Genomic DNA, 22,575 nt, shown 5'->3' on the forward strand with positions numbered 1-22,575 from the left:
ATCGAATTGATCGATCATTCAACGCGGAAGTTGAGGTTCTGAGCATGGGTCGGAGCGTTACCGAGCGCCGTCAGTCGATACTGCACATCGTTGAGCATGAAGGCGCCCAGAGCGCCAAGCAGTTGGCTGAACGGCTGAATGTCTCTGCGGTAACTCTGCGCCGTGATGTTGAGGAACTTGCTGCTCAGGGGCTGGTGCAGCGTACCCATGGGGCAGTGGCGCCCACACGCGAGCCGCTGCCCCTGACGTCGAGTTCAGGGGCCACTATCGGCTTGGTTCTGCCTCACAGCACCTACTACTACGACGGCATCATCACCGGTGCGAAGGCAGCCGCGGCAGCAGCCGGGGCAAAGCTGGTGCTCGGAGTTTCAGACTATGACCGCGCGATCGAGGTCCATCAGGTGCAGCGGCTCATCGCCAAAGGCATTGACGGTCTGATCATCGCTCCTACTCCCGATTTCGAGAGCGGACAACTTGACAGCGAGCAACAGCAATGGCTCGTCTCGCTCGAACCGCCGGTGGTTCTGGTCGAGCGGCCGGTATGCGCGATCGGAGAAGCCGCCGTGCTGGATTCGATCAGTTCCTCTCACCGGATCGGCGCGGCTTTGGCTGTCCGCCACCTCTCTGAGCTCGGTCACCGGCAGGTGGCTTGTCTCATCATCTCCGGACCAAACTCGCCGCAGGTTCTTTCCGGTTTCAAGGATGCCGCAGATGCAGCAGGGCTGAAGACTGTTGCCGTTATCCGTGAAGGCACGCCCGGTTCAGATGATGCCGCCGAAGACCTCCTTCGCGCCGTCAAGGACGGCGCAACAGCCCTGTTTGTGCACAATGACCAGTTGGCTGTGCGCTGCATCATGTGGCTCGAAGACGCGGGAATTGAAATCCCTGGAGATGTGTCGCTCATTGGGTATGACGACGTGATCGCCGGTGTTGCCGATATACCGCTCACCGCCCTCGCCCCTTCCAAGCATGCAGTTGGCTACCGCGCCGTGCAGCGGGTGTTGACGCGTATCAAGGAGGGCGGGTTCGGAAACCAAGCAAGGCCCGCTGCCGAGAGATTACCAACTGAGCACGTGGAACTGGTCCCGCGTTTGCACGTCCGACAGTCGACATCCGGCCCCCGAAGCGGAGGCGAACGGACGTCACCAGAGTGACTCCTTACGCAAGGAGCCAATTCACTGCACGTTCGAGAAGTTGCCGGCGTTCGGGCGACTTGTAAGATGCGGCGTCGTGACCGAGGGCGTCATAGAAAGTCCTTGCCGTGCCCGAATCCACCTTCCGTTCCAGAGACCACATCAGCGGATGGAGGTGGCTTTCGTGTTTGTGGCGGGCATGAACCACGACGTCCGGCGAGGTTCGCAGCCAGGAGTAACGTTCGTCGTCGACGGTGAAATTGGGGACACCCACGGGGAAGGACCCCTCGAGGAGAATGTGTGCCGATCCGTACGCCGGATGCATGGACACGCCCCGAACCCACCGGCCTCCAAGGGCCTGTTCCCAGGAATCGCAGTCCACGAAGCTGGTCGAGCTGGAATGCAGAGCGAGCAGCGGCCGTCCGCCGGAAACCCATGCCTCCAGGCCCGCCTGTGCCGCGTCGGTTCCAGGCGATGCAGCACCGTCCCGGGGGAGGCCCACATTGACCACCAGCAGGTCAGGCCAGGCTGCCTCGTCCTGGAGCGACTCAAGCGCTGCGTCCACATCTGCCGCCAGTTCAACGGAGATCTCTAAAGAACGCAGAAAATCGGCGACTGCGTCGGAGGTTTCGGTGAACGGGTGCCAGGGGTCGGAATACCGGCCGGTGCCGCTGAGTAACAATGCGGTTGTCATGGGATCGCTTCCGTCGAGAGCAGGTGTGTGCGTCAGGAAATGACAAACAGCCTATCGGGAAGCGGCGGGGGGTGTGGCCAGTCTCACGTCACGATGGGGATGCCCTGACAAGTACTTGTAGTTGCAACTGAAGAAGCACACAGCACTCCCGGCAGAACGGGAATGAAGCGAGAGGTACGCCGATATGACCATTGCATACGAAGAAGCAATTATCGATCCGGCCGCGGTCGACGCCATTTTCACCAAGGCCCGCACGGCCAACTCTTTCACGGGAGAAGTAACCGAGGAGCAGGCCCAGGCCATCTACGAGCTCACCAAGTTCGGTCCTACCGCCTTCAACTCACAGCCGTTACGCGTAACCTATGTTCGCTCGGCTGATGCTCGAGCCAAGCTCGTCGACGCGCTGATGCCGGGCAACCGTGCCAAGACTGCCGGTGCACCCCTTGTGGCTATCCTCAGTTATGACACGGATTGGGCCGGGCACTGGGACAGCTTCCTCCCCGGCTACAACGCTCCGAAGGCCATGTACGAGGCCAATCCCGCATTGGCAGCCGACACCGGCAATAACAATGCGCACCTTCAGGCCGGTTACTTCATCCTCGCCGTTCGTTCACTTGGATTTGCTGCCGGACCCATGACCGGCGCAGACTTCGGCGCAATCGACGAGGCCTTCTTCCCGGCCGGAGACCAGAAGAGCTTCCTTGTGGTGAATATCGGTCAGCCGGGGGACGAAGCATGGGGCGACGCGAAGCCCAAGTTCGCGTACGACGACGTCGTCCGCACCGTCTGAGCCGAAGCGAAGCTCTTCTCGAGGAGCGCTGGGGAAACGGCGTTTTCCCAGCTCGCTCGCGCTATGCCGGCAGCACCCTGATGGTGAAAGTCCTGCGTGCCGTCGCGCCGGTGTTTTCTTCCTCGACCTCTACGGTAAAGGTGAATGTTCCAGCGCTCGTGGGAGTGCCGGTGACCCTGGCTTCAGGCCTGTTCTCAAGGGTGTTCTTGACGAAGCGCGTTCCGCTGGGAACGCTGCCGGAGACCAACTTGAACTTGAACTCGGACGGGCCCGCCGGATCGCTGCACACGATGTAACCCAAATAAGCCTGCCCGACCGTGGCATCAGGCATTTCCGAAGGGGTGAGGAAAGCCAGTTGCCCGGAGTCTGCAACGGTGGCAGAAGCGCTGTTGGAAGCGGCGGACGTGTTCCCAGCGGCATCGAAAGCAACCACCGCGTAGGTGTAGGTGCCTGCTGCGAGGCCGGAGTCAGTGAAGCCAGCCGAAGTCGAAGTACCCACGACAGCGCCATTCCGGCTGACCCGGTAGCCGGCCACCCCGGTGTCGTCTGTGCTGGCTCCCCAACTGAGGCTGACCGTGGAGGCAACCACGGTCGTGACCAAGTCGGTGGGGACCGAGGGAGCCGTGGTGTCCGTTGCCGGTGGTTCCGGCACCGTCACCGTTGCACTGTTGCTGGCCGTTGATACATTGCCTGCACCGTCCACCGCAGCCACTGTGTAGGTGTAGGTTCCGGGGTTGAGGTTGGTTTCGTTATACGAGGTGTTGAGCACAGTGAGGATCATGACGCCGTTGCGTGTCACTTGGTACCCCGTGACTCCCACATCGTCCGTGCTGGCAGGCCAGGCCAGGTCTGCGGTGCTGCCCGAGAGGGTGGCCGTCAAGTTGGCGGGCGTACTCGGCGCAGTGGTGTCCGACGTAGGTGCAGGAACCGTTACCGATGCGCTGTTGCTCGCGCCTGAGGTGTTGCCTGCGGCGTCCACGGCCGCCACCGTATAGGTGTAGGTTCCCTGCGCGAGGCCCGTATCGGAGAAGGACGTGCCAGTGGTAGTGCCCGTCAGGAGAGTTCCGTTTCGGGTGATGCGATACCCGGTCACGCCTACGTTATCGCTGCTGGCCGTCCACGTGAGGGTCGCGGTGGTGCCCGAAAGTGCTGCGGTGAGGTTGGTGGGTGTGCTGGGAGCGGTGATATCCGAGGTCGGCGGTTGCGTCACTGGGCATCCCGACAGGGTTCTGGTGGTCACCGTGGCTGAGCCGTCCCGCAGGTCCACCGTGCAATCCGCAGGCGCCGTGTAACCTTCACGCTCGATGCGGAACTCGCCGGAGCCATCGCTGCGGCCCATCACCACGTTATCCACGCTGATGTCGCGGGAGGCAAGAGCGGTTCCCTCGATGCGCAAGTTTGAACCATCGATCTCCGCCCTGTCGACGGAGACGGCAGCTGCTGCCGGTGTTGTGATGATCATCCCGGGCAGCAGGGCGCCCAGCATAATGGCCGCTACGGCCGAACATTTCCTGTGGTTGAGCACGTCAACTCCTCACTTCGGCGTCTGATGACCCTAGGGAGGGAGCCGTCCCTGTTCCGTCTATCCAGCAAAGGCATCCCTGATAAGTGAGACCATTCGTACCGCAACTGTATCGAGCTGACGGGCGCCCGTGAGATGAAACGTACCCTACTGCTTCTCGGGTTGCATAGGCCATGCGCGCAGAAGGTTTGAAGATAACTTCACGCCCCCTCAACCGGGGGTCGACAGCGGGCGCGAAAGCACGATGATCAACCAGCCAGCAGCTCCTTGATGTCATCCGCGGTGAGTGCTGAGCTGAAGACGGCGTCGTCGTCCATCACTGAGCTGAACAGCTTGGCCTTCTGCTCCTTCAGCTTCATCACCTTCTCCTCGATTGTGTCAGTGGAGACCATCCGGTAAACCATCACGTTCTTCGTCTGGCCGATCCGGTGCGTCCGGTCAACCGCCTGCGATTCGCTGGCCGGATTCCACCACGGATCAAGCAGGAAGCAGTAGTCAGCCTCGGTCAGGTTTAGTCCGAATCCACCGGCCTTGAGGCTGATCAGGAACACAGGCGCAGAACCGTTCTTGAAGGAATCAATGACCTCGCCCCGCTTCCGGGTGGAGCCGTCGAGGTATGCGAACTCGACGCCCTGCTGCTCCAGCCGTGCGGCCGCGAGCTTGAGGTAGGACGTGAACTGGCTGAACACCAGGGCACGGTGGCCCTCTGCGAGAACGTCCTCCAACTGCTCGAACAGGACGTCCAGCTTCGCCGACGGAACGCCCTCATACTCGGGCTCAACCAGTGATGCATCGAGGCTGAGCATCCTCAACAGCGTGAGCGAGCGGAACACGATCATCCGGTTCCGGTCGAGGTCCTCGATCAGGCCGAGCAGCTTCTGACGCTCCCGCTGCAGATGTGTCTGGTAAATCTTTCGGTGCCGTGGATGCAGTTCCACCGCCAGGACCTGCTCCTGCTTGGCCGGGAGGTCCGACGCCACGGCTTCCTTGGTCCGCCGCATCATCAGGGGACGAATGCGGCGTCGCAGCCGCTGCAGGCGTTCGGTGCTGCCCTGTTTCTCGATGGGCGTCCGGTACTCCTCAGTGAACGCACGAGACGACGGGAACAACCCCGGAGCGGTGATATTGAACATCGCCCACAGCTCCATCAGGTTGTTCTCCATGGGAGTGCCAGTGATTGCGAGCTTGAACGGTGCATCCAGGTCTTTGGCACATCGATGGACCTTCGCCGTGTGATTCTTCACGAACTGCGCCTCATCCAGGATGAGACCTGCCCATTCCTCCTTGCCGTAGGCATCATTGTCCAGTCGAAACAGTGCGTAGGAGGTAATGACGACGTCGGCGCCCTCCACCTGCTCGGCGATCGGCGTGCCGCTCTTTGCCTGCGTGTCCGCGATACCGCGGACGGCGAGGCCGGGGGCGAAGCGCTGCGCCTCCGCGATCCAGTTGGGCACGACGGAAGTCGGTGCAACCACCAGGAAGGGGCGCTGCTCGCCGTGCTCCTTGGCGTGGGTCAGTAAGGCCAGAGTCTGCAGGGTCTTGCCGAGACCCATGTCATCGGCAAGTACACCGCCGAGGCCATGGTTCCAGAGGAAAGCCAACCAGTTGAAGCCGTCCACCTGGTACGGCCGCAGGGTTGCCTGGAGCCCGTCGGGAAGCGGGGTCTGCTGCACCTCAGTCAGTTCCAGCAGGCCGTTGACAGCCGCGCGCCATGCCTGTGCCTGCTCGGTCTCCTCCGCGAGATCCTCGAACTCAGCCCACAACCCGGCCTGGTAGCGGCTGATCCGCAGGCCCGTTTCCCACTCGTTGAGCATCCGCGCTTCGTCGATGAGCTCCCGGAGCTGATCGAAGATGGGCTGGTTCAGGGAAAGGTAGCTGTTGTCCACCAGCTTGATCCGGTTGGAACCCTTGGCCAGTGCTGTGAAGATGTGATCGAACGGGATTTTCCGGCCCTGCACGGTGACCAGTACGCCGAGATCGAACCAGTCCCGGTCTTCGGTATCCACGGTGGTGATAAGGAGCTGCGGCGTTTCGGTCAGTTCCTCGAACGTCGGCTTGTTCCCTACAACGTCCACGCGGACGGCATCAAGGCGCTCGAGGCGAGGAAGGACAGTTTCCGTGAAATCCACCATCTCCATGCCGGTGTAGACGCGGTCCTTCACCATGCGCCCACCAAGGGCTTCCCGTGCCGCCTGCAGTGCGGTGGTTTCTGCACCGGCATCGCGGTAGCCGTCGTCCTCTTTTCCGGCTTTCAGCGGCTTACGGGTCTCTGTGCTACCCGTCTGGTACGCCCAGTCCCAGCGGAGATCGAGCTCATCCTCGCCGAAGGTGGCGGTGAGCACGAGCACCGGCGGGATGATCTCCGGGAAGGTGACCGAGCCATCGCTGCTCACTACGTCGATCGACTGGATGAGCCGCGGATAGAAGCCGGCGAGAAACTCCTGCTTCTCTGCCTCCGGAATGCGGACGGGTCGGGTGCGTTCGAGGAGCTCCCGGTTATGGTCGGTGAGTTTCCGCGTGGTCGGCGCCAAGGTGATGACGCCGTCCTCGGACGCGGTGTAGACGCCGTGGTTGGCGATGACGTGCGCCGAATCCGGCGGGTGATTCTCACCGTCGATGTTGATGGCAGGGCACAACTGGATGGCGTTGTCGACGGTGGTGGCGTCCAGCAGCAGCACCGCCTGGGAGGCAAGCTGCACAGTGACGCTCTTCTTCGTCCCAACGAAGGCGATGCCCAACCGCTGTGCTTCCTGCAGCAGCTGCCACAACAGCGGGTTGCTGAAATCATCAAGGTAGAGCCACGAGTCGTTGTTGCCGAAGTACGTGACTCCGGTACCACGATGCAGCGCCGGGAACTGGGCGAACCAGCGGTGCTGATCAGGATCGAGTTTCAGCCCGTACGTCTGGTAGCTGATGTTGCCCCACGCCAGATTGTTCTTGACCCAGTTCCCCTTCGCATTCTGAATCACGGGACGCACGCCTAGCTTGTAACCGCGGTAGCCACGCCGGTGGTTCCCGGTGGGGCCGGTGGTGGGGCGGAGTTCGAACTGCAGACCCATGGCGGCGGGCGGGACCGCGGCCAACGCGACGTCGTCGTCTTCGCGGGCGGAGAGCAGGCCCGAGAGGGACTCCTGCCAGCCTGCGGGACGGGATGACGACGGCGGTGCCGTCAGCTCTTGATTGGCGCGCAGATTTTCCATGTTGGATCGAAGCGCGACGGCTGCAACATGTTTGCAGTCCAGTCCCACCGGGCAGGAGCACACACTGTCGCGCAGGTGGTACCGGCCGTCGCCCTTCAGCGCCAGATACAGCTGCGTGCGATAAGGCGCGGGAGAACCTCCCATCACCCGAGCCTGAAGGATCCTGGAATCGGGTTCGAAAGTGAGCCCCTGAACGAGCGAGTCCTTGGCATACCCTTGGCCGCGCTGGAATGCGGCTCCTCCCACCATGCGAATGATGTCTGTGACATCGATCATGGGGAAAGGGCTTGCGGGCATGAATTCATGCTCTCACGCGCTACTGACAGACTGGATTCATGCGACTGATGACCGTCGGACATGGGACAGCGAACCGGGACGAATTCAGCGCGTTACTCAAGGGCGCAGGGGTGAAAGCACTGGCGGATGTCCGCCGTTTCCCCGGTAGCCGCCGGAACCTCGATACGCGCAAGGAAGCGTTGGAGGCGTGGTTGCCGTCAGGCGGGATCGACTACAGGTGGTTCGAGGACCTGGGCGGACGGCGTCGCCAGGCTGCGGGCGAGCCGGAGACGGATTCATGGTGGCGCGTAGCGCAGTTTCGCGCCTACGCTGCCTACACCCGCACGTCTGAGTTCGAGGCAGCGCTGACGGAGTTGCGGGCGGTTGCAGCTGAGAATCCCACTGCGATGATGTGCAGCGAAAGCGTGTGGTGGCGCTGTCACCGGCGTATCGTCGCGGATGTACTGGTCCTGTTGCATGGATTCGAGGTCCACCATCTGATGCACGACGGCCGCTTGACACGGCACGAACCGTCCGATGGCGCCCGAATCCTCGGCTCCCGCGTGTTCTGGGATGTGCAGAACTAGGCGCCGACCCCTGTTCCGAGCTTTTTGAGCAGCGTCGCCAGCGTGTGGAGCTCGTTCGCGGTGAGACCGGCAAGCAGTTCGTGCTCGGTTGCCAGATGTGCGGGGAGGGTGGCGTCGACCGTCTCCCGACCCTTGGCGGTCAGTGTCACTTCCGTTCCGCGTCCGTCCACGCTGCTTTTTGCACGGCTGATCAGCCCTCGTTCCTCCAACCGGTTCAGGCGCTGCGCGACGGCGCTCGAGGTGATCATTGCGCTTGCCGCGAGCTCTTTCGGGCTCAGCCTGAAAGGGGCACCGTTCCGCCGGAGCGTGGCAAGGACGTCGAAGGACCCCGCATCGAGCCCGTGTCTCGCGAAGTTCTCCTCAAGCCGGCGGTCCACCTGCTGGGTGACCCGCGATAGCCGCCCCACGACGTGCATGGGCGATACGTCGAGATCCGGCCTTTCGGTCCGCCACTGTTGCACGATCTCATCGACGTGGTCATTCATGTGACCACTCTAGACAGATCACTAAGCACTTAGCTATATTAGCTAAGTGCTTAGCAAAATGAGCTGGACCCTTCTGATCACCGCAATGGCGCCCGCAGTGTGGGGGAGCACCTATCTGGTCACGGTTGCTCTCCTTCCCTCCGGCCTGCCCCTGACCGCAGCAGTCCTGAGGGCAGTGCCCGCTGGGCTCCTGCTCCTGCTCGTGGTGCGGCGCCTGCCGCGCGGATCCTGGTGGTGGAAATCGCTGGTACTCGGAGGGCTCAATATCGGGGTGTTTTTCGCCCTGCTCTTCGTCGCTGCCTACCGGTTGCCCGGCGGCGTGGCCGCCACGGTGGGGGCGGTGCAGCCGCTCATCGTGGCAGGTCTTGCAACGTGGATCCTCAAAGAGCGGTTGTCGCTGGCCGTTATCCTCTCCGGCATTGCAGGCGCAGCCGGTGTCGCCCTCCTGGTACTCCAATCACAGGCACGGCTCGACCTCGTCGGCGTGCTCGCAGCACTCGGTGGCGCAGGGTCCATGGCTGCAGGGGTTGTGCTCGCCAAGAAGTGGGGACAGGCGGAGAAACCGCTCACCATGACGGCATGGCAGCTGCTCGGGGGCGGTATCGTCCTGATTCCGGTGATGCTGGCGATGGAAGGTCTACCGCCGGTGCTGTCCGCCGCGAACCTCGCCGGCTACGCCTATCTCGCGGTTATGGGTACGGCCGTTGCCTACGCCCTGTGGTTCCGCGGCATCCAGCGACTGCCGGTTACGGCGCCGTCCTTTCTGGGGCTGCTGAGCCCAGTGGTCGCCACGCTTTTGGGTGGATTGGTAATGGGGGAGCGGCTTTCACCATTGCAGGGCCTGGGTGGGCTGCTGGTCATCGGATCGATCCTGGTGGTCGCGGTGGGCTCGCGACGCCCAAGCAGTGCCCGGGATGCCTCGGCGGCCGGCGTCGATCAATCGGCAGGGGCCCGGGTGTTGCCGGCACTGCGATAGATTTGAAGGACCGCCCCCGATTGACCAGGAGATACCCATGAGCCCTCGTTCCCTCTTCCGCAGTGTTGCTGTCGCGGAGGCGATCACCTGGGCCCTTCTCCTCGCAGGCATGTTCCTGAAGTACGTGTCAGAGACAACCGATGTGTTGGTTTCCATCGGCGGAGCGCTGCACGGTTTCGTCTTCCTGGCGTACCTGGTGAGCACCGCGTTCGTGTGGGTCAACCAGCGGTGGAGCGCGGGCACGGGAATCCTGGGGCTGGTTGCCGGCGTGGTCCCGTTCGCGACAGTACTTTTTGACTGGCAGCTGGAACGCCGCGGAAAGCTCGACGGCGGTTGGCGCCTTGCGGCCGGAAAGGAGCAGCCGACCGGCCCCGTGGAGAACGTACAGGCGTGGGTGCTGCGGAATCCGCTGGCTGCGGTTCTGGTTGCCGTTGTTGGCGTCAGTGTGGTCTTCACGGCGCTGCTCATCGTTGGCCCGCCCGTGCAGGTTGGCTGACAGGATCGAAGTCAACGGAATGGCGGTTTGCCCGCAGATAGCAAGCGTGCTTACCATTCTTGTGTGCTTCAATCTTCAATCAGTCCCCAGCCTGCAGTCCGGTACGACGGTTCATTCGGCATCGCCGACGAGCTGAGGGGGTCCTCCCGCCGGATCCGCGAGCTTGAGCGGGTTCGTGTTGAGCTGGCTCGTACCCTGCTTGACGTACAGCAGGCCTGCGAGACGATCAGGGATCCAAATCACGCGCAGCGTCTTATCTCTGCTGCTGTCCGGGACCTGGAGGAGCTGGACGCGAGGTTGTTTGAGGCTCGCACCTTCGACGCCACCGCGGGTGGCTGCCAGGGCTTGCTCGCGGGCTGACTACAACTGGTCGCTTGAGATCATTCGCAGGTTCGGACGCTCCTCGGAGGAGTGCGGAAATCCGCCCAGTTCCCTGATGTGCGCGATGAGTTCCTCACGGAGAATGGAGTCCGATCGTCCCGTCGCCTGTGCCTGTTCCTCCTCCATGTCCTCAGCCCGCTGCAGTATGGCCTCGCCTTCAGCGGTGAGGTTTACGTAGAAGACCCGGCGGTCGTCGTCGCTTCTGGTCCGGAGGATCAGTCCTCGGGTTTCCAGCCGCTCAAGGAGCTTGCCGATGGTCTGCGCCTGTACTCGGAGTTCACGCGCCAGCTCCACCTGGGTGATGGATCTGGTTCTGCCGAGCACGCGAAGTGTCAGTAGCCCAGCGTGCGTTGTCCCGAGTCTGCGCAACTGTTCATTTTCGCGATTGGCGCTGAGTCGGGCGGCCGTGTTGAGGAGCCGGTTCGTAGGCCACTGCGCGATATCCATGGTGTTTGTCTCTTTCGGTTGCTGAGCAACGAATCCTTGTGTGAGCGGGTAAAACGGAAAACCGGGCTTCCACACTCGGTGTGAGTTGGTCTGGAGTGGCGGCGGGACCTAATGATGCGGGCTGTCGTCTTGTTCGACAGCCCAAGTCATGCGCTGGAGGAACCGCGTGACATGCAATGCCTCCTCGGGGTTGAGTGATTCGGCGACTTCAAGCATCCGCTTGTGCATGTCTCCCAGGGTTTGACGAACCTCGCTGTCCGCACTGTCGGTCGGCACAATTTCGACGGACCGGCGGTCTGTGGGGTGCGGCCGACGGAGGAGATGTCCGCTCGCAACGAGGCGGTCAATCAAGCCGGTGGTGGACGCCGTCGAAATGTTGAGCATGCGTGACAGATCCTTCGGGCTGATGCAGTGCCCGGCTTTATGTGCCCGCATTGCGTACCGGATGGCCAGAAGATCGGTCTCGTTCATTTTCATGGAGTCACGTGTCCGACGGCGCATCTCGGCTTCCGCAGCCCGGTATGCGCGCAGTGCGTTCAGCACGTCCACGCTTCCGGGTTTTTCCTGATCGACGTACCAATAGCCTGCGCCGTCCGGACTTGTTGCGGTTTCCATAGTCTCTTAGTTTATCGCTCGCCTACATGCTAGGCCACCTAGACAAACTCAAGGCCGTCTGAGCTTTTCGGCAGCATCTCAAGATGAGGCGAATATTTCCGGTTTCTCATCGTGGACAGCTCAAGCTAAGGTCATATATAACTAGTTGAACTAGCTACTATCTTGCCTACCGATATGGAGCAGCCGATGTCTACAGTCGCCCGCAAATCGCTCGTGACCCTATCCTCGGTTCCGCCGGCCGCGCCGTCGGCGCTGGTCGATGACCTCTGGAGTTTCGGAGGAGTGAATGGTCCGCTGCTCGACGACGGAGCGACGGATACAGAGCGACTGGTAGCTGCTGCCGGAGCCGTTGAAAGCCTCGAGTGGGAGTTGGACCGCGCCCGGTCCGTGCTCGCGGATGCTGTGGAAAGTGCGGCGTCGGACGGTTGCTCCGTCGAGGTGATCGCTGAGTCGGCAGGGATGACGAAAGAAGACGTCGCCACGCTGCTATGGGCGGCTAGATCTGAGCGCAGCTGGAAGTGAGCACGCTCAAGAGCTCTTCTCCCTTCGATAAACAAGTACTGGCCGGACGCTGGCAACTCAGGCAGCGGATCGGTTCGGGCGCAACCGGCACGTTGTGGTCGGCAACTGATCTCGAGACCTTCTCCAACGTAGCGGTCAAACTTGCACGGAATCCCGGGCACTCCTTCACCTCAGAAGCCGACTTCCAGGGATCCGTGGATTCCCCGTATATCGCGCGGGTGCTGGGTTCCGGTGTGGCACACCAGGGAAAGCCCGACCAGGTTGCCTACCTTGTGCAGGAGCTGATTCCCGGGCTGAACCTCCGTGACATTCTCTGCCGCACAACTCCCCACAACGTCGACGTGACTGCCTGGGCGTACGGAATGTTTCGTGCGCTGCAAACGCTGCATTCCGCCGGAATCGTGCACCGGGACATCAAGCCGTCAAACATCATGATTGCGCTCACCGCCGGCGGATCGCCGTCTCCTCAGCCGAAGCTTGTGGACTTCGGGACAGCGGCGCGCGGCAGACAGTGCGACGACGATGCTTCCTCGCAGGGCACCGTCCTCTACATGAGCCCGGAGCAGGCGCGCGGCAGCGGTGTCGGCAGTGCGAGCGATATGTATTCCCTCGGCCTTGTCCTGCTCGAATGCCTTAGTGGCTCGCGGGCATTCAGCCTCCCGACGATTGAGTCCCTGGTGGCCAGGACCCTGCGCAATCCCGTCATTCCCGATCACGTTCCGGCTTCCTGGAAGGACCTGATCAGGGCCCTGACGGCGATGGACCCGGCGCTCCGTCCCACACCGGCTGAAGCACTGGAGATGTTGACCGCTCCCGGTCAGTATGTACCCGTAAGGCGCAACGGAAACGCACTGGCCCTGGCGGTCTAGCCTTCGGTTCGCCCGCCCGCCGGTCAGAACGCGTAGCGGATGCGGCAGTACGGCGTGATCCGTTCGATCAGCGCGGTCAGCTCCCGTACGTAACGGCCTTTTGTGCCGGAACGGTACCGGACGTTGGTGAAACCGTTTGACGACACCTTCGCTTCCTGGAGATCCGGCCGCCACAGCACTTTCTCGGCCTGCGGGTGCCACCCCAGGTTGACCTCGTGCAGCCGTTCGTTGTGGGTCAGGAAGATGACCTCGGCGGCGAGCTGGGCCTTCGCCGCCGGGGTCAGCGTTGCGTCGAGCTGGTGCAGCAGTTGCTCCCAGTCTTCGAGCCAGGTGTCAGTGACGATGACGGGGGAGAAGTTCACGTGCACCTCGTACCCGGCAGCGACAAAATCGTTGATCGCTGCCATACGCTCGGCCACCGGAGACGTACGGACGTCGATCGACTTCGCAAGGTCCGCAGGCATAAGGGAGAACCGCACCCGGGTGTGCCCGCCGTGATCCCACCCAAGCATTGCGGGATTCACGTACTTGGTCGCAAAGGACAGCTTGGCCGTGGGGAGGTCCCGGAAGAGCGTCACCAGGTCCTCGACGTTGTCGCTGATCAAGGCGTCGACGGAGCAGTCGCTGTTCTCGCCGATGTCGTACACCCAGAGCTCCGGGTCACACTGGTTCGGTTCCAGCTTCATTCCCTGCCGGGTGGCGTGCCGCTCGAGCGTCCCGGCGATCTGATCGATGTTGGCGAACACCGTCACAGGATTGCTGTATCCCTTGTGCCTGGGCACATAACAGTAGGCGCACGCCATGGCGCAACCGTTGGCGGTTGAGGGTGCGATGAAGTCGGCGGACCTGCCGTTCGGCTTGACGGTCAGGGCCTTCTTCACCCCGAGAACCAGTGCCTCGGTCTTGATCCGCGACCAGCGGGGTACGTTGGTTTCGTCGCCGTGGACTTCCGGGATGTTCCAGTGGTTATCAACCAGCACGACGTCGGCGTCCGGCCACCGCTCCACGATCTGCTTGCCGCGGGGCAGCTCCAGGGCTGCAGGCTGGGCATAGATGCGGTTGATCTGCAGCAGCCGGTTGAATTCCATGTACCAATTCTTCCAAAACGCGGAAGATGCCGTGGGCAGTTATGCCCACGGCATCTTCGCTTGAGGCGGAACCGGTTCTACAGGATGGGCCGGCCGCCGGTGACGGCGATCCGCGCGCCTGACATGTAGCTGCCGTCGTCGGACGCCAGCAGGACGTAGGCGGGGGCTAGCTCCGCCGGCTGACCGGCGCGGCCCAGGGGAGTGTCGTCACCGAATTGCTCCACTTTCTCCGGCGGCATGGTCGCTGGGATGAGCGGAGTCCAGATGGGTCCGGGCGCCACACTGTTGACCCGGATTCCCTTGTCGCCGAGCATCTGGGCAAGACTCGCGGAGAAGTTAGCGATTGCTGCCTTCGTTGCGGCATAGGGGGCCAGCTGCGGGCTCGGCATGTCCGAATTGACCGACGAGCTGCCGATGATCGAGGACCCCGGCGCCATGTGCGGCAGTGCTGCTTTGACCAGGTGGAACAGGGCCGACACGTTCACCTTGAAGGTGTACTCCCACTCTTCGTCGCTGATCTCGTCGAGGCTCTCATGGCTCATCTGGTATGCGGCATTGCTGACGAGGACGTCAACCTTGCCGAACTCCTGGACAGCCAGAGCGATGATGTCCCGGCAATGCTGCGGATCTGACAGGTCTCCGCGGACAGTGACGGCCCTGCGGCCTGCGTCTTCGATGTATCGGGCGGTTTCTTCGGCGTCGTCGTCTTCGCTGAGGTAGGAAATAAGGACATCGGCGCCCTCCCGAGCGAAGGCGATGGCGACGGCGCGGCCAATGCCGCTGTCACCGCCAGTGATGACTGCTGCCTTGCCCGTCAGTTTGCCGCTGCCCTTGTAGCTTTCCTCACCGCAGTCTGGCGTCGGGTCCATCTCCGACTGAACACCGGGTACGTCTTGCTGCTGTGCTGGCTGGCCCATGATTTCCTCTACTCCTACCGTTGCTTTTCCTGTCCTGTGTTAACCGAAGAGGCCCGTCGTTCTGGGGGAAACGACGGGCCCAACTCCTGGCTGCTTAGCGGTTGAAGAGTCCGCTGAGCACGTTCTTGGGACGCTGCTGCTCGCCCTGCTGAGCGCCAAGCACAATCACTGCGCCGCTGAGGGCCGGCAGAATCCACTGGAGGGTCTTCAGCTGCTTCTGCGCCTTCGCCAGTTCCTCCGGTGCACCCGGCTTGGGCTCAGTTGCACCAACGGCACCGTGCTGGCTCAACTCGCCGACCTTCTTGCCGAGCATGCCGGAGTACAGGGAAGCGGTCATGCCGATAACCGTGATGGCAGACTTGATCACGGTGTTCGCTACTGCACCGGGCTGCCCGGCCAGGCGGCCCTTGTTGGCAGCGATGAGTCCAATGCCGCCGACCGCGTGGGCGCCGAACGCTGCGATCTGCACCGGAGTCCAGCGTGCCCAGCCAACGGTGGAAAGCCGGGTGCGTTCCGTGGGGTCCTTCGCTTCGGCTGCTGCCCCGTTCAGGCCGACGGCGCCCATGAGCGATCCGCCGAACCAAGCCGCAGCACTGAGATCGTGAAGGGATCGTACAAGCGTGTTTCCTGCCATGATGCTCTCCTTAGACTTGGGTGTTGCCGTGATCATCGAAAAAAGCAATTCTGTAACGGCTCCTCTTAATTTCTATCAGCATGCTTAGCATTTTGCGAGTGGTCGGTGGAAAAATCTGTTGGGCAGTACGATCGGTGGGTGCTACCGTTCCTGCTTTTAGGCACCCGCGCCGAGGACGAGGCGGCTGAGGGCGAATACCGCAGCTTCCTCCGTTTCACCGGCCTGGCGCCGTCGGACCTCCATCGGCTCAGGGTGGAACAGGAGCCGTTGCCCGAGCTGCGGCTGGAGGACTACTCCGGGATTCTCGTGGGCGGAAGCCCGTTCAATTCCTCCGACCCGGAGGACACGAAGTCGCCCGTCCAACATCGCGTTGAGAGGGAGCTCCGTGAGCTGCTCGACCGCGTGGTTGACGCGGATTTCCCCTTCTTCGGTGCCTGTTACGGCGTCGGGACCCTTGGCCGCCATCAGGGCGCGGTGATCGACCGCACCTTCGCAGAACCTATTGGGCCGGTGGAGATCACAGTCACTGACGACGGCGCAGCGGACCCGTTGCTGGCCGGCCTCCCGCCGCGCTTCGATGCGTTCGTTGGACACAAGGAGGCGTGTACGACGCTGCCTGGGCATGCGGTCCTGCTGGCGTCGTCGGCGTCGTGCCCCGTGCAGATGTTCCGGGTTAGGCAGAATCTGTACGCCACGCAGTTTCACCCCGAACTGGACGTGGAAGGCCTCGTGCAGCGTATCCGCATCTACCGCCATGCCGGGTATTTCCCGCCGGATCAGGCCGACACCGTTATCGTACGTGCGAGGTCGTCGCAGGTGAGTTTGCCGCCGCTGATCCTCAACAATTTCGTCCGGCGTTACGCCCGCCACTAACCCTTTGAGGCGGCAGGTGTCGCTTTCACTCGGAGTTCACCCGGCGTTGACCGGACGGTTTCCAGCGCCATGAAGCATCGGGTGGGGGATTTACTCACTCATCCGAAAGGGACCCGAACCTTATGGCTTCTCGCCTGACCAGAACCATCGCCACCGCAGTTGCGGGACTGGCGCTCGTCACCGCACCCACCGCCGTCGCGCACGCTGTGCCCGCCCAGCAGGACAGCGACGCTCCAATCCTCATCGGGCACCGCGGAGCCGCCGGCACAGCGCCGGAGAACACCGTCGCAGCGTTCAAGGACGGGCGTGCCTCCGGTGCCGACTTCTTCGAAATTGACGTGCAGCTCAGCGCCGACGGCGTTCCGTTCCTCTTCCACGACAACACCCCTGCGCGCACCACGAACGTCGAAGAGGTGTTCCCCGGCCGTGAGAACGACCCGATCACCTCGTTCACATGGGCTGAACTGCAGCAGCTCGACGCCGGCTCCTACTTCGGTGAGAAGTATGTGGGCGAGCGCATCCCTCACCTGGATGCGGCGGCTGAGGTGGCGACCGTGAAGACCGGCGTCTATATCGAGATCAAGTCCCCGGTGAACTCGCCCGGCATCGAACAGGTCGTTGCCGATGAGCTCCGCACCGATCGGAAGTGGGCCCAGCTGGTCGCGGCGGACAAGATCCAGGTCATCGGATTCGACGAGGCATCCAACCGGCGCTTCGCGGAGATTGCTCCGGAGATCGAGCTGCAGCAGCTCACCAGCGTGGTGCCTGCCCGGGCGGTTGTGGAGTCCTGGGCAACCTTCGCGGACTCGGTTGGCACCAACTATCGGACGCTGACGGAGCAGAATGTCGCGGACGTGAAGGGCGCCGGCCTGATCCTCGGCGTGTACACGGTGAACTCGCCGGAGGCTGTGCAGTACTCACTGGACCTGGGCGTGGACGCCGTCACCACCGACTTTCCTATCCAGAACGAACGCTTCCTCAAGGGACAGGCGGTCTTCCCGGGAGCAGGCGTCGAGATTGCCGATTCCATCAACAACCCCGCCGGAGACGACGTCCAGCCCGAGAACGGCGAGTACGTGCTGCTGCGCAATACCTCAACGGCAAGCGTCGACGTGAGCGGCGCCATCATCCGGGATGCGGCGAACAACATCCTCTCCGTCGGCGACGGCTACGTACTGGCACCGGGTGCCGAGCTTCGTGTCTACACGGGGCCGGGTACCAACTCGCCCGAGGCCTACTACAACGGGGGTACCGCTTCGGTCCTGAACAACGGCGGAGACTCGGTTGCCCTCTGGATCGGCCCGCGCCTGCAGGACGTTTTCGCGAACTAACGCGTTCTTCTACTGGCGCGCGCCTATCGGAATAGCTCGTGCACAGCGCCTGGTCCCCGGGACTCCCGGAGATCAGGCGCTGTGTGCTTCCTCAATGAGTGAGCAGGGCTGTCCTGCGGAAGAGTCTCCTGAGAAGGTTGCACCATGATCAACCGACCTCGGACCATCGTCTTTGACGTGAACGAGACCTTATCCGATCTGAGCTCGCTCGCTGACGCGTTCGAGGCAGAAGGGTTGCCGGCGCTTTATGCGCGTGTCTGGTTCGGCGGGATTCTGCGTGACGGTTTCGCCCTTACCGTCACAGGTGAAAATCCCGGTTTCGCTGACCTCGCCAAGGATAGCCTTCAACGTATGTGTGGCGATGCACTGGGCGCCGGGGACCAAACGGCCGCAGTGGAAAACATCATGGGCGCACTTACGTCGCTGTCCGTTCACGACGACGTCGTCTCCGGCGTAGAAGCTCTCGCAGAGTTCGCCGAGTTGGTCACCCTGAGCAATGGTGCGACGTCGGTGGCGGATCGGCTTTTTCAGCAAGCTGGAATCCGCGGTTACTTCGCCCGCCTTCTGACCGTCGCGGATGCCGCCCGGTGGAAGCCGGCACTCGAGGCTTACGAGTATGCAGCTGCTGAACTCGGTCGGCAGCCGCAGGAGTTGCTGTTGGTGGCCGTACATCCCTGGGACATCCACGGTGCGCAGCGTGCTGGGTTACGGACGGCGTGGATCAATCGGTCCGGTGTGGATTACCCCGGGTATTTCGACAAACCCGATATCGAGGCGCGGACTCTTGCCGAGCTCGCGAAGCGGCTGCGCGAGATGTAGGTGCGTCCGGGTGGACCCGGATTGCCGCCGAATGAATAGCATGGTTCAGGAACCCTCGAACGAAAGGCACCCGCATGATTTTCATCGTCGTCAAATTCAACGTGAAGCCTGACTGGAGCGACCGTTGGATAGACCTCACGCGCGAGTTCACCGAGGCCACCCGCGCGGAGCCGGGCAACCTCTGGTTCGACTGGTCACGCAGCGTCGACAACCCGAACGAGTTTGTTCTGGTGGAGGCATTCGAGGATGACGCTGCCGGTGACCACGTGAACAGTGAACACTTCAAGCAGGCAATACAGGACATGCCGCAAGCTCTCGTTGAAACTCCGCAGATCATCAGCGAGAAGATTTCAGCCAATGGCTGGAACCGCATGGGAGAGATGACCGTCGACTGATCCCTCGCCCGCGGAGCAATGCCGGTAGGGTCGAATCAGTGCAGCACCATCTCGACCAAGGAGCCTCATGGCGCAGAGCAAGGACGACACACAGGGAGAGTCAGCTTCGCATCACGCGGTGCTCATCATCGGGGGCGGAAACGCCGGCATCTCCCTTGCGGCACGGCTGAAGCGCTACAAGGTCAAGGGGATCGCCGTCGTCGACCCTACCGAACAGCACCAGTACCAGCCCTTTTTCTCCCATATCGCAGGGGGCACGGGGAAGGCGGAGCTGGCTGTCCGCTCGCAGGAGTCCGTGATGCCGAAGGGAATTACCTGGCACCGTGATGCTGCGACGTCCATCGACCCCGCGGGGAAGACGGTCGTCCTCGCTTCCGGGCGTACTCTCACCTACGAACACCTCGTGGTCTGCCCTGGTATTCAGAAGAACTGGGAGGGGATCCCGGGGCTGCAGGCAGCCTACGATTCGCCCTACGGTGCGACCAACTACAGCTTCGATCTCGCTGTGAAGGCCTGGCGGCTGCTGAGCGGGATGCGCTCCGGCACCGCTGTCTTCACCATGCCGGACGGTCCCGTCACCTGCGGCGGTGCCGCGCAGAAACCGATGTACCTGGCGTGCGACTACTGGCGCTCGCAGGGCGTTCTCGACAACATCCGCGTCATCCTCGCCGTTCCCACAAAGACCGTTTACGGCGTCGAGGTGGTCGATGAGGAACTGAACCGCAAGATCGCCGAATATGGCATCGAACTGCGCTGCACAACCGAACTCGTCTCGGTGGACGCAGAGAACCGTGTTGCCACACTCCGTGACACGGCCGGAGGCTCGGAGGAGCAGATTGAGTACGACATTCTGCATGCCTGCCCGCCGCAGTCCGCTCCGGACTGGATTCGCTCCACCGGTCTGGCCGACGACGACGGTTTTGTCGCCGTCGACAAGAAGACCCTCCGACACATCACCCACCCGGAGGTATGGTCGCTCGGTGACGCCGCCGGGACGCCGAACTCGAAGTCGGGCGCGGCGCTGCGCCAGCAGACCAAGGTCCTGGCGAAGAACCTGAAATCTGTGCTCAAGGGCAGCGAGCCAAGCCAGAAGTACAACGGTTACGGCGCCTGTCCTTTCACCGTCACCCGCTCTACAGTGGTGCTTGCCGAATTCGATGACACCCTGGCGCCCAAGCCATCTGTTCCCGGCTGGAAAGGCCTCGCCAAAGAGAAGCGCCTGACCTGGCTCGTGGAACGGTACGGGTTCATGCGGCTGTACTGGTACGCCATTTTGAAGGGCCGCGCGTAGGATATCCAGCGCAACCAGCTGCATAACCCTGGCTCCACCACCGCACTCAGGAGAGGACCCGCATGTCTCACCAGATCACCGTCACCCGCACCTTCGCTGCACCGAGGGAACGCGTCTTCGCGGCATGGACCGACCCCGCAGACTTTGCTGTCTGGTTCGGCAGCTCGCAGGTGAACGTGCCGCTTGACTCCCTGGTGCTCGACGTCCGGCCCGGTGGCAGCTGGCGTGCAGTGATGGAGCTTCCCGACGGCAACACAATCAACTGGGAAGGCGAGTACACCGAGGTGACTCCGCCCGAGCGGCTCGCCCTGACGATGACGGACCGGCCCGGTACCGACCCCGGAGCTCCGATCCATGTCACCTTCGCCGATGTGGACGGCCGAACCCAGATGACGCTCGTGCAGGAAGCCCCCGAGTTTTCCGAGGAACAGCGCGAGCAGACGGCAGCGGGCTACCAGGCATTCTTCGACGACCTGGAAGCGCTCGTCGTCTCCTGACGGAAGCTCCTCAGCTGCGGCGGCGGCCCCGGTAAATGGCATCAGCCACGGCGAGTGTCGCGCCATCGGGGCCGCTGGTTTCCCGCGGGCGTGACTCGATCACCGCGTGCTCCCAACCCTCGCCGAGCATGTCCGCGATGTCCTTCCCTGTGAAGTAAAGGTCGGGGAGGTTGGGACGGGCTGCCTCACTCTGCATGTCCGACGGGTCATGCCCCACAATCAGCAGGGTGCCTCCGGGTGCGACGGCTTCTGCCAGGTTCCGGAACAGCGGCTCGCGCTGCACGGTCGGCAGGTGCATGTATTGTGCGGTGACCAGGTCGAACGCCTGTGCCGGCGGTTGCCACTGCGTGAAGTCGTGGTGTTCCCAGCGGACCGGCCGGGTGCCGGGTTTGCGCTGCTGCTGCTCGTGCTCCGCAGCGCGGGCCAGCGCAACGGTGGAGATGTCGACGCCGGTCACGTCCCAACCGCGTTCGGCAAGCCATAGCGCGTCCGCACCCTCCCCGCAGCCGACGTCGAGCGCGGTACCGGGAGTCAGGCCCCCGGTCTCCGCCACGAGCTGGGGATTGGGCCGACCGCTCCAGATGCGGGTCTTTTCGCCGTACCGGGCGTTCCAGAACGCTTCGTCGAACGCGCGTGGTTCGTGCTCGTGGTGATGGTGGTGTGCATGCATCAGGAAACCTCCGCTCCTATCCTGCTCTCTCCGCGGGCGGGCACGGAAGAGAGAGAATCGGGAGAGGGCCGGTTCGATGAAGCACGATAGTCAGCGAGGTCCTGCTGCAGTTCCTCGGCCATGAGGTGATTGTTGATGGCAACCGCACTCATCGATCCTGAAGCAGCGGCCGGCAAGACCTGCAGCATCAGGTTTGCCACATTCCCCGCTGCCCACACACCGTCGACCTCGGTTGCACCCATCTCGTCCACGGCGAGGTGTTCGCCGACGCCCATGGGGTGCTGAACCGGGGTCAGCCCGAGGCTGGAGAAGATGCCGGTGTTGGCCACGAACCGCGGCCCGACGGCAAGAGCCTCTAAAGACACCACGTGCCCGTCGGCGAGTTTGACGCCGCTCAGCCGCCCGCCGTCGTTCTCGTTCAGGACGCGCGCTACTGCACCGTCCACCACCGTCACGCCGCGGGCAGCCAGCTGCTCCCACTCTTCCTCGGTGGGCTCTACGGTGTCATTGAGGAAGAGGGTGATGTTGCTGCTCCACTGGCGGAACAGCAAGGCCTGGTGACCCGACATGGGGCTGGTGCCGAGAATACCGATGTGTTGGTCGCGGACCTCCCAGCCGTGGCAGAAGGGGCAATGCAGCACTTCCTGACCCCATCGTTCGCGGAGTCCGGGAATCTCCGGCAGCACGTCGGTCAACCCGGTGGTCAGGAGAAGCCTGCGCGAAAGCAGCACTGTACCGTCATCCAGGGTGGTGCGGAATCGGTGCAAGGCATCGCCGGTGGGGACGACGTCGACAGCCGTTCCGGGGACGATGATGCCGCCGTAGCTCTCCACATCGGCCCGGCCGGCCGCCACGAGATCGAGCGGATTCATGCCTTCCCGCGTGAGGAAACCGTGTACGCCTGCGGCGGGGGAGTTGCGTGGCTGGCCTGCGTCGACGACTGCCACGCTGCGGCGTGTGCGCCCCAGCATGAGCGCCGCGCTGAGGCCTGCTGCGCCGCCGCCGATGACGACGACGTCGAATGGGTTCAGTTCAGATGTCATGTCTTCAGTCTGGAACCGTTCGCA

Annotated in this window: 25 protein-coding genes; 14 read left to right on the plus strand and 11 right to left on the minus strand. The window is 62.8% G+C overall.

Annotated elements, in window-relative coordinates; all coding sequences use genetic code 11:
- The first annotated feature begins 44 nt into the window (after positions 1-44).
- Positions 45-1,154: a substrate-binding domain-containing protein gene (locus tag M1D74_RS03445; protein ID WP_458116489.1), complete on the plus strand. Its 1,110-nt coding sequence runs from the start codon at positions 45-47 to the stop codon at positions 1,152-1,154.
- A gap of 4 nt (positions 1,155-1,158) precedes the next feature.
- On the opposite strand, the gene M1D74_RS03450 is transcribed toward M1D74_RS03445, so the two are convergent.
- Positions 1,159-1,827, minus strand: a complete 669-nt coding sequence (locus tag M1D74_RS03450) for a ThuA domain-containing protein (protein WP_458116490.1) — start codon at positions 1,825-1,827, stop codon at positions 1,159-1,161.
- Positions 1,828-2,011: 184 nt separating this feature from the next.
- Between M1D74_RS03450 and M1D74_RS03455 the strand changes: the two genes are divergently transcribed.
- The gene (locus M1D74_RS03455) at positions 2,012-2,617 is read left to right on the plus strand and encodes a malonic semialdehyde reductase (RefSeq protein ID WP_458116491.1); all 606 of its coding nucleotides are present in this window, start codon (positions 2,012-2,014) and stop codon (positions 2,615-2,617) included.
- Between the two features lie 61 nt (positions 2,618-2,678).
- Here the strand turns inward: M1D74_RS03455 and M1D74_RS03460 are convergent, their stop codons facing one another.
- Both M1D74_RS03460 and M1D74_RS03465 read right to left on the minus strand, forming a co-directional pair.
- Positions 2,679-4,142 carry a fibronectin type III domain-containing protein gene (locus tag M1D74_RS03460; RefSeq protein ID WP_458116492.1) on the minus strand — a complete coding sequence of 488 codons (1,464 nt, stop codon included), beginning with the start codon at positions 4,140-4,142 and terminating at the stop codon, positions 2,679-2,681.
- Positions 4,143-4,387: 245 nt separating this feature from the next.
- Positions 4,388-7,636 carry a DEAD/DEAH box helicase gene (locus M1D74_RS03465; RefSeq protein ID WP_458116493.1) on the minus strand — a complete coding sequence of 1,083 codons (3,249 nt, stop codon included), beginning with the start codon at positions 7,634-7,636 and terminating at the stop codon, positions 4,388-4,390.
- Positions 7,637-7,674: 38 nt separating this feature from the next.
- Between M1D74_RS03465 and M1D74_RS03470 the strand changes: the two genes are divergently transcribed.
- Positions 7,675-8,202: a DUF488 domain-containing protein gene (locus M1D74_RS03470; protein WP_458116494.1), complete on the plus strand. Its 528-nt coding sequence runs from the start codon at positions 7,675-7,677 to the stop codon at positions 8,200-8,202.
- On the opposite strand, the gene M1D74_RS03475 is transcribed toward M1D74_RS03470, so the two are convergent.
- Positions 8,199-8,687, minus strand: a complete 489-nt coding sequence (locus tag M1D74_RS03475; protein ID WP_309072224.1) for a MarR family winged helix-turn-helix transcriptional regulator — start codon at positions 8,685-8,687, stop codon at positions 8,199-8,201. The genes M1D74_RS03470 and M1D74_RS03475 overlap by 4 nt on opposite strands.
- 58 nt (positions 8,688-8,745) lie before the next feature.
- On the opposite strand from M1D74_RS03475, the gene M1D74_RS03480 reads away from it, so the two are divergent.
- The 3 genes from M1D74_RS03480 (at position 8,746) to M1D74_RS03490 (ending at position 10,519) form a co-directional block, all read left to right on the plus strand.
- Positions 8,746-9,663, plus strand: a complete 918-nt coding sequence (locus tag M1D74_RS03480) for an EamA family transporter (RefSeq protein ID WP_458116495.1) — start codon at positions 8,746-8,748, stop codon at positions 9,661-9,663.
- Between the two features lie 37 nt (positions 9,664-9,700).
- Complete coding sequence (locus M1D74_RS03485) at positions 9,701-10,159, plus strand: DUF3817 domain-containing protein (RefSeq protein WP_309072222.1); 459 nt, start codon at positions 9,701-9,703, stop codon at positions 10,157-10,159.
- A 63-nt stretch (positions 10,160-10,222) separates the two neighbouring features.
- Positions 10,223-10,519, plus strand: coding sequence for a hypothetical protein (locus M1D74_RS03490; RefSeq protein WP_458116496.1), 297 nt, complete (start codon positions 10,223-10,225; stop codon positions 10,517-10,519).
- Here the strand turns inward: M1D74_RS03490 and M1D74_RS03495 are convergent, their stop codons facing one another.
- Together M1D74_RS03495 and M1D74_RS03500 are read right to left on the minus strand one after the other, a co-directional pair.
- Entirely contained in the window at positions 10,520-10,987 is a 468-nt protein-coding gene (locus tag M1D74_RS03495) for a MarR family winged helix-turn-helix transcriptional regulator (RefSeq protein WP_458116497.1), read from the minus strand.
- A gap of 108 nt (positions 10,988-11,095) precedes the next feature.
- Positions 11,096-11,602 (minus strand): MarR family winged helix-turn-helix transcriptional regulator, encoded by a 507-nt coding sequence (locus tag M1D74_RS03500; protein ID WP_458116498.1) that lies wholly within the window; start codon positions 11,600-11,602, stop codon positions 11,096-11,098.
- Positions 11,603-11,788: 186 nt separating this feature from the next.
- Between M1D74_RS03500 and M1D74_RS03505 the strand changes: the two genes are divergently transcribed.
- Positions 11,789-12,124, plus strand: a complete 336-nt coding sequence (locus tag M1D74_RS03505; protein ID WP_458116499.1) for a hypothetical protein — start codon at positions 11,789-11,791, stop codon at positions 12,122-12,124.
- Entirely contained in the window at positions 12,121-12,993 is an 873-nt protein-coding gene (locus M1D74_RS03510; RefSeq protein ID WP_458116500.1) for a serine/threonine-protein kinase, read from the plus strand. The genes M1D74_RS03505 and M1D74_RS03510 overlap by 4 nt, the downstream gene beginning before the upstream one ends.
- Before the next feature lie 23 nt (positions 12,994-13,016).
- Here M1D74_RS03510 and M1D74_RS03515 read toward each other — a convergent pair whose 3' ends face one another.
- The 3 genes from M1D74_RS03515 to M1D74_RS03525 form a co-directional block, all read right to left on the minus strand.
- A complete protein-coding gene (locus tag M1D74_RS03515) occupies positions 13,017-14,081 on the minus strand; it encodes a spore photoproduct lyase family protein (protein WP_458116501.1) in 1,065 nt (354 codons plus the stop codon).
- Between the two features lie 77 nt (positions 14,082-14,158).
- Positions 14,159-14,998: an SDR family oxidoreductase gene (locus M1D74_RS03520; RefSeq protein WP_458116502.1), complete on the minus strand. Its 840-nt coding sequence runs from the start codon at positions 14,996-14,998 to the stop codon at positions 14,159-14,161.
- Positions 14,999-15,092: 94 nt separating this feature from the next.
- Positions 15,093-15,632, minus strand: a complete 540-nt coding sequence (locus M1D74_RS03525) for a hypothetical protein (RefSeq protein WP_309072493.1) — start codon at positions 15,630-15,632, stop codon at positions 15,093-15,095.
- 138 nt (positions 15,633-15,770) lie between these two features.
- On the opposite strand from M1D74_RS03525, the gene M1D74_RS03530 reads away from it, so the two are divergent.
- From M1D74_RS03530 to M1D74_RS03555, 6 genes are all read left to right on the plus strand, one after another.
- A complete protein-coding gene (locus M1D74_RS03530) occupies positions 15,771-16,505 on the plus strand; it encodes a glutamine amidotransferase (RefSeq protein WP_458117123.1) in 735 nt (244 codons plus the stop codon).
- Positions 16,506-16,627: 122 nt separating this feature from the next.
- A complete protein-coding gene (locus M1D74_RS03535) occupies positions 16,628-17,836 on the plus strand; it encodes a glycerophosphodiester phosphodiesterase family protein (RefSeq protein ID WP_309072492.1) in 1,209 nt (402 codons plus the stop codon).
- A gap of 144 nt (positions 17,837-17,980) precedes the next feature.
- Positions 17,981-18,655 (plus strand): haloacid dehalogenase type II, encoded by a 675-nt coding sequence (locus M1D74_RS03540; RefSeq protein WP_458116503.1) that lies wholly within the window; start codon positions 17,981-17,983, stop codon positions 18,653-18,655.
- Positions 18,656-18,729: 74 nt separating this feature from the next.
- Entirely contained in the window at positions 18,730-19,050 is a 321-nt protein-coding gene (locus M1D74_RS03545; protein ID WP_309072490.1) for a putative quinol monooxygenase, read from the plus strand.
- A 67-nt stretch (positions 19,051-19,117) separates the two neighbouring features.
- Positions 19,118-20,341 carry an NAD(P)/FAD-dependent oxidoreductase gene (locus tag M1D74_RS03550; protein WP_458116504.1) on the plus strand — a complete coding sequence of 408 codons (1,224 nt, stop codon included), beginning with the start codon at positions 19,118-19,120 and terminating at the stop codon, positions 20,339-20,341.
- Between the two features lie 62 nt (positions 20,342-20,403).
- Positions 20,404-20,838, plus strand: coding sequence for an SRPBCC family protein (locus M1D74_RS03555; RefSeq protein WP_309072838.1), 435 nt, complete (start codon positions 20,404-20,406; stop codon positions 20,836-20,838).
- Positions 20,839-20,848: 10 nt separating this feature from the next.
- On the opposite strand, the gene M1D74_RS03560 is transcribed toward M1D74_RS03555, so the two are convergent.
- On the minus strand, positions 20,849-21,508 hold the full coding sequence (locus M1D74_RS03560; RefSeq protein ID WP_309072837.1) for a class I SAM-dependent methyltransferase: 660 nt from the start codon (positions 21,506-21,508) through the stop codon (positions 20,849-20,851).
- Positions 21,508-22,551 carry an NAD(P)/FAD-dependent oxidoreductase gene (locus tag M1D74_RS03565; protein WP_458116505.1) on the minus strand — a complete coding sequence of 348 codons (1,044 nt, stop codon included), beginning with the start codon at positions 22,549-22,551 and terminating at the stop codon, positions 21,508-21,510. Before M1D74_RS03565 ends, M1D74_RS03560 begins: the two co-directional genes overlap by 1 nt.
- Between the last annotated feature and the right edge of the window lie 24 nt (positions 22,552-22,575).

The organism is Arthrobacter sp. D2-10, from assembly GCF_054161285.1.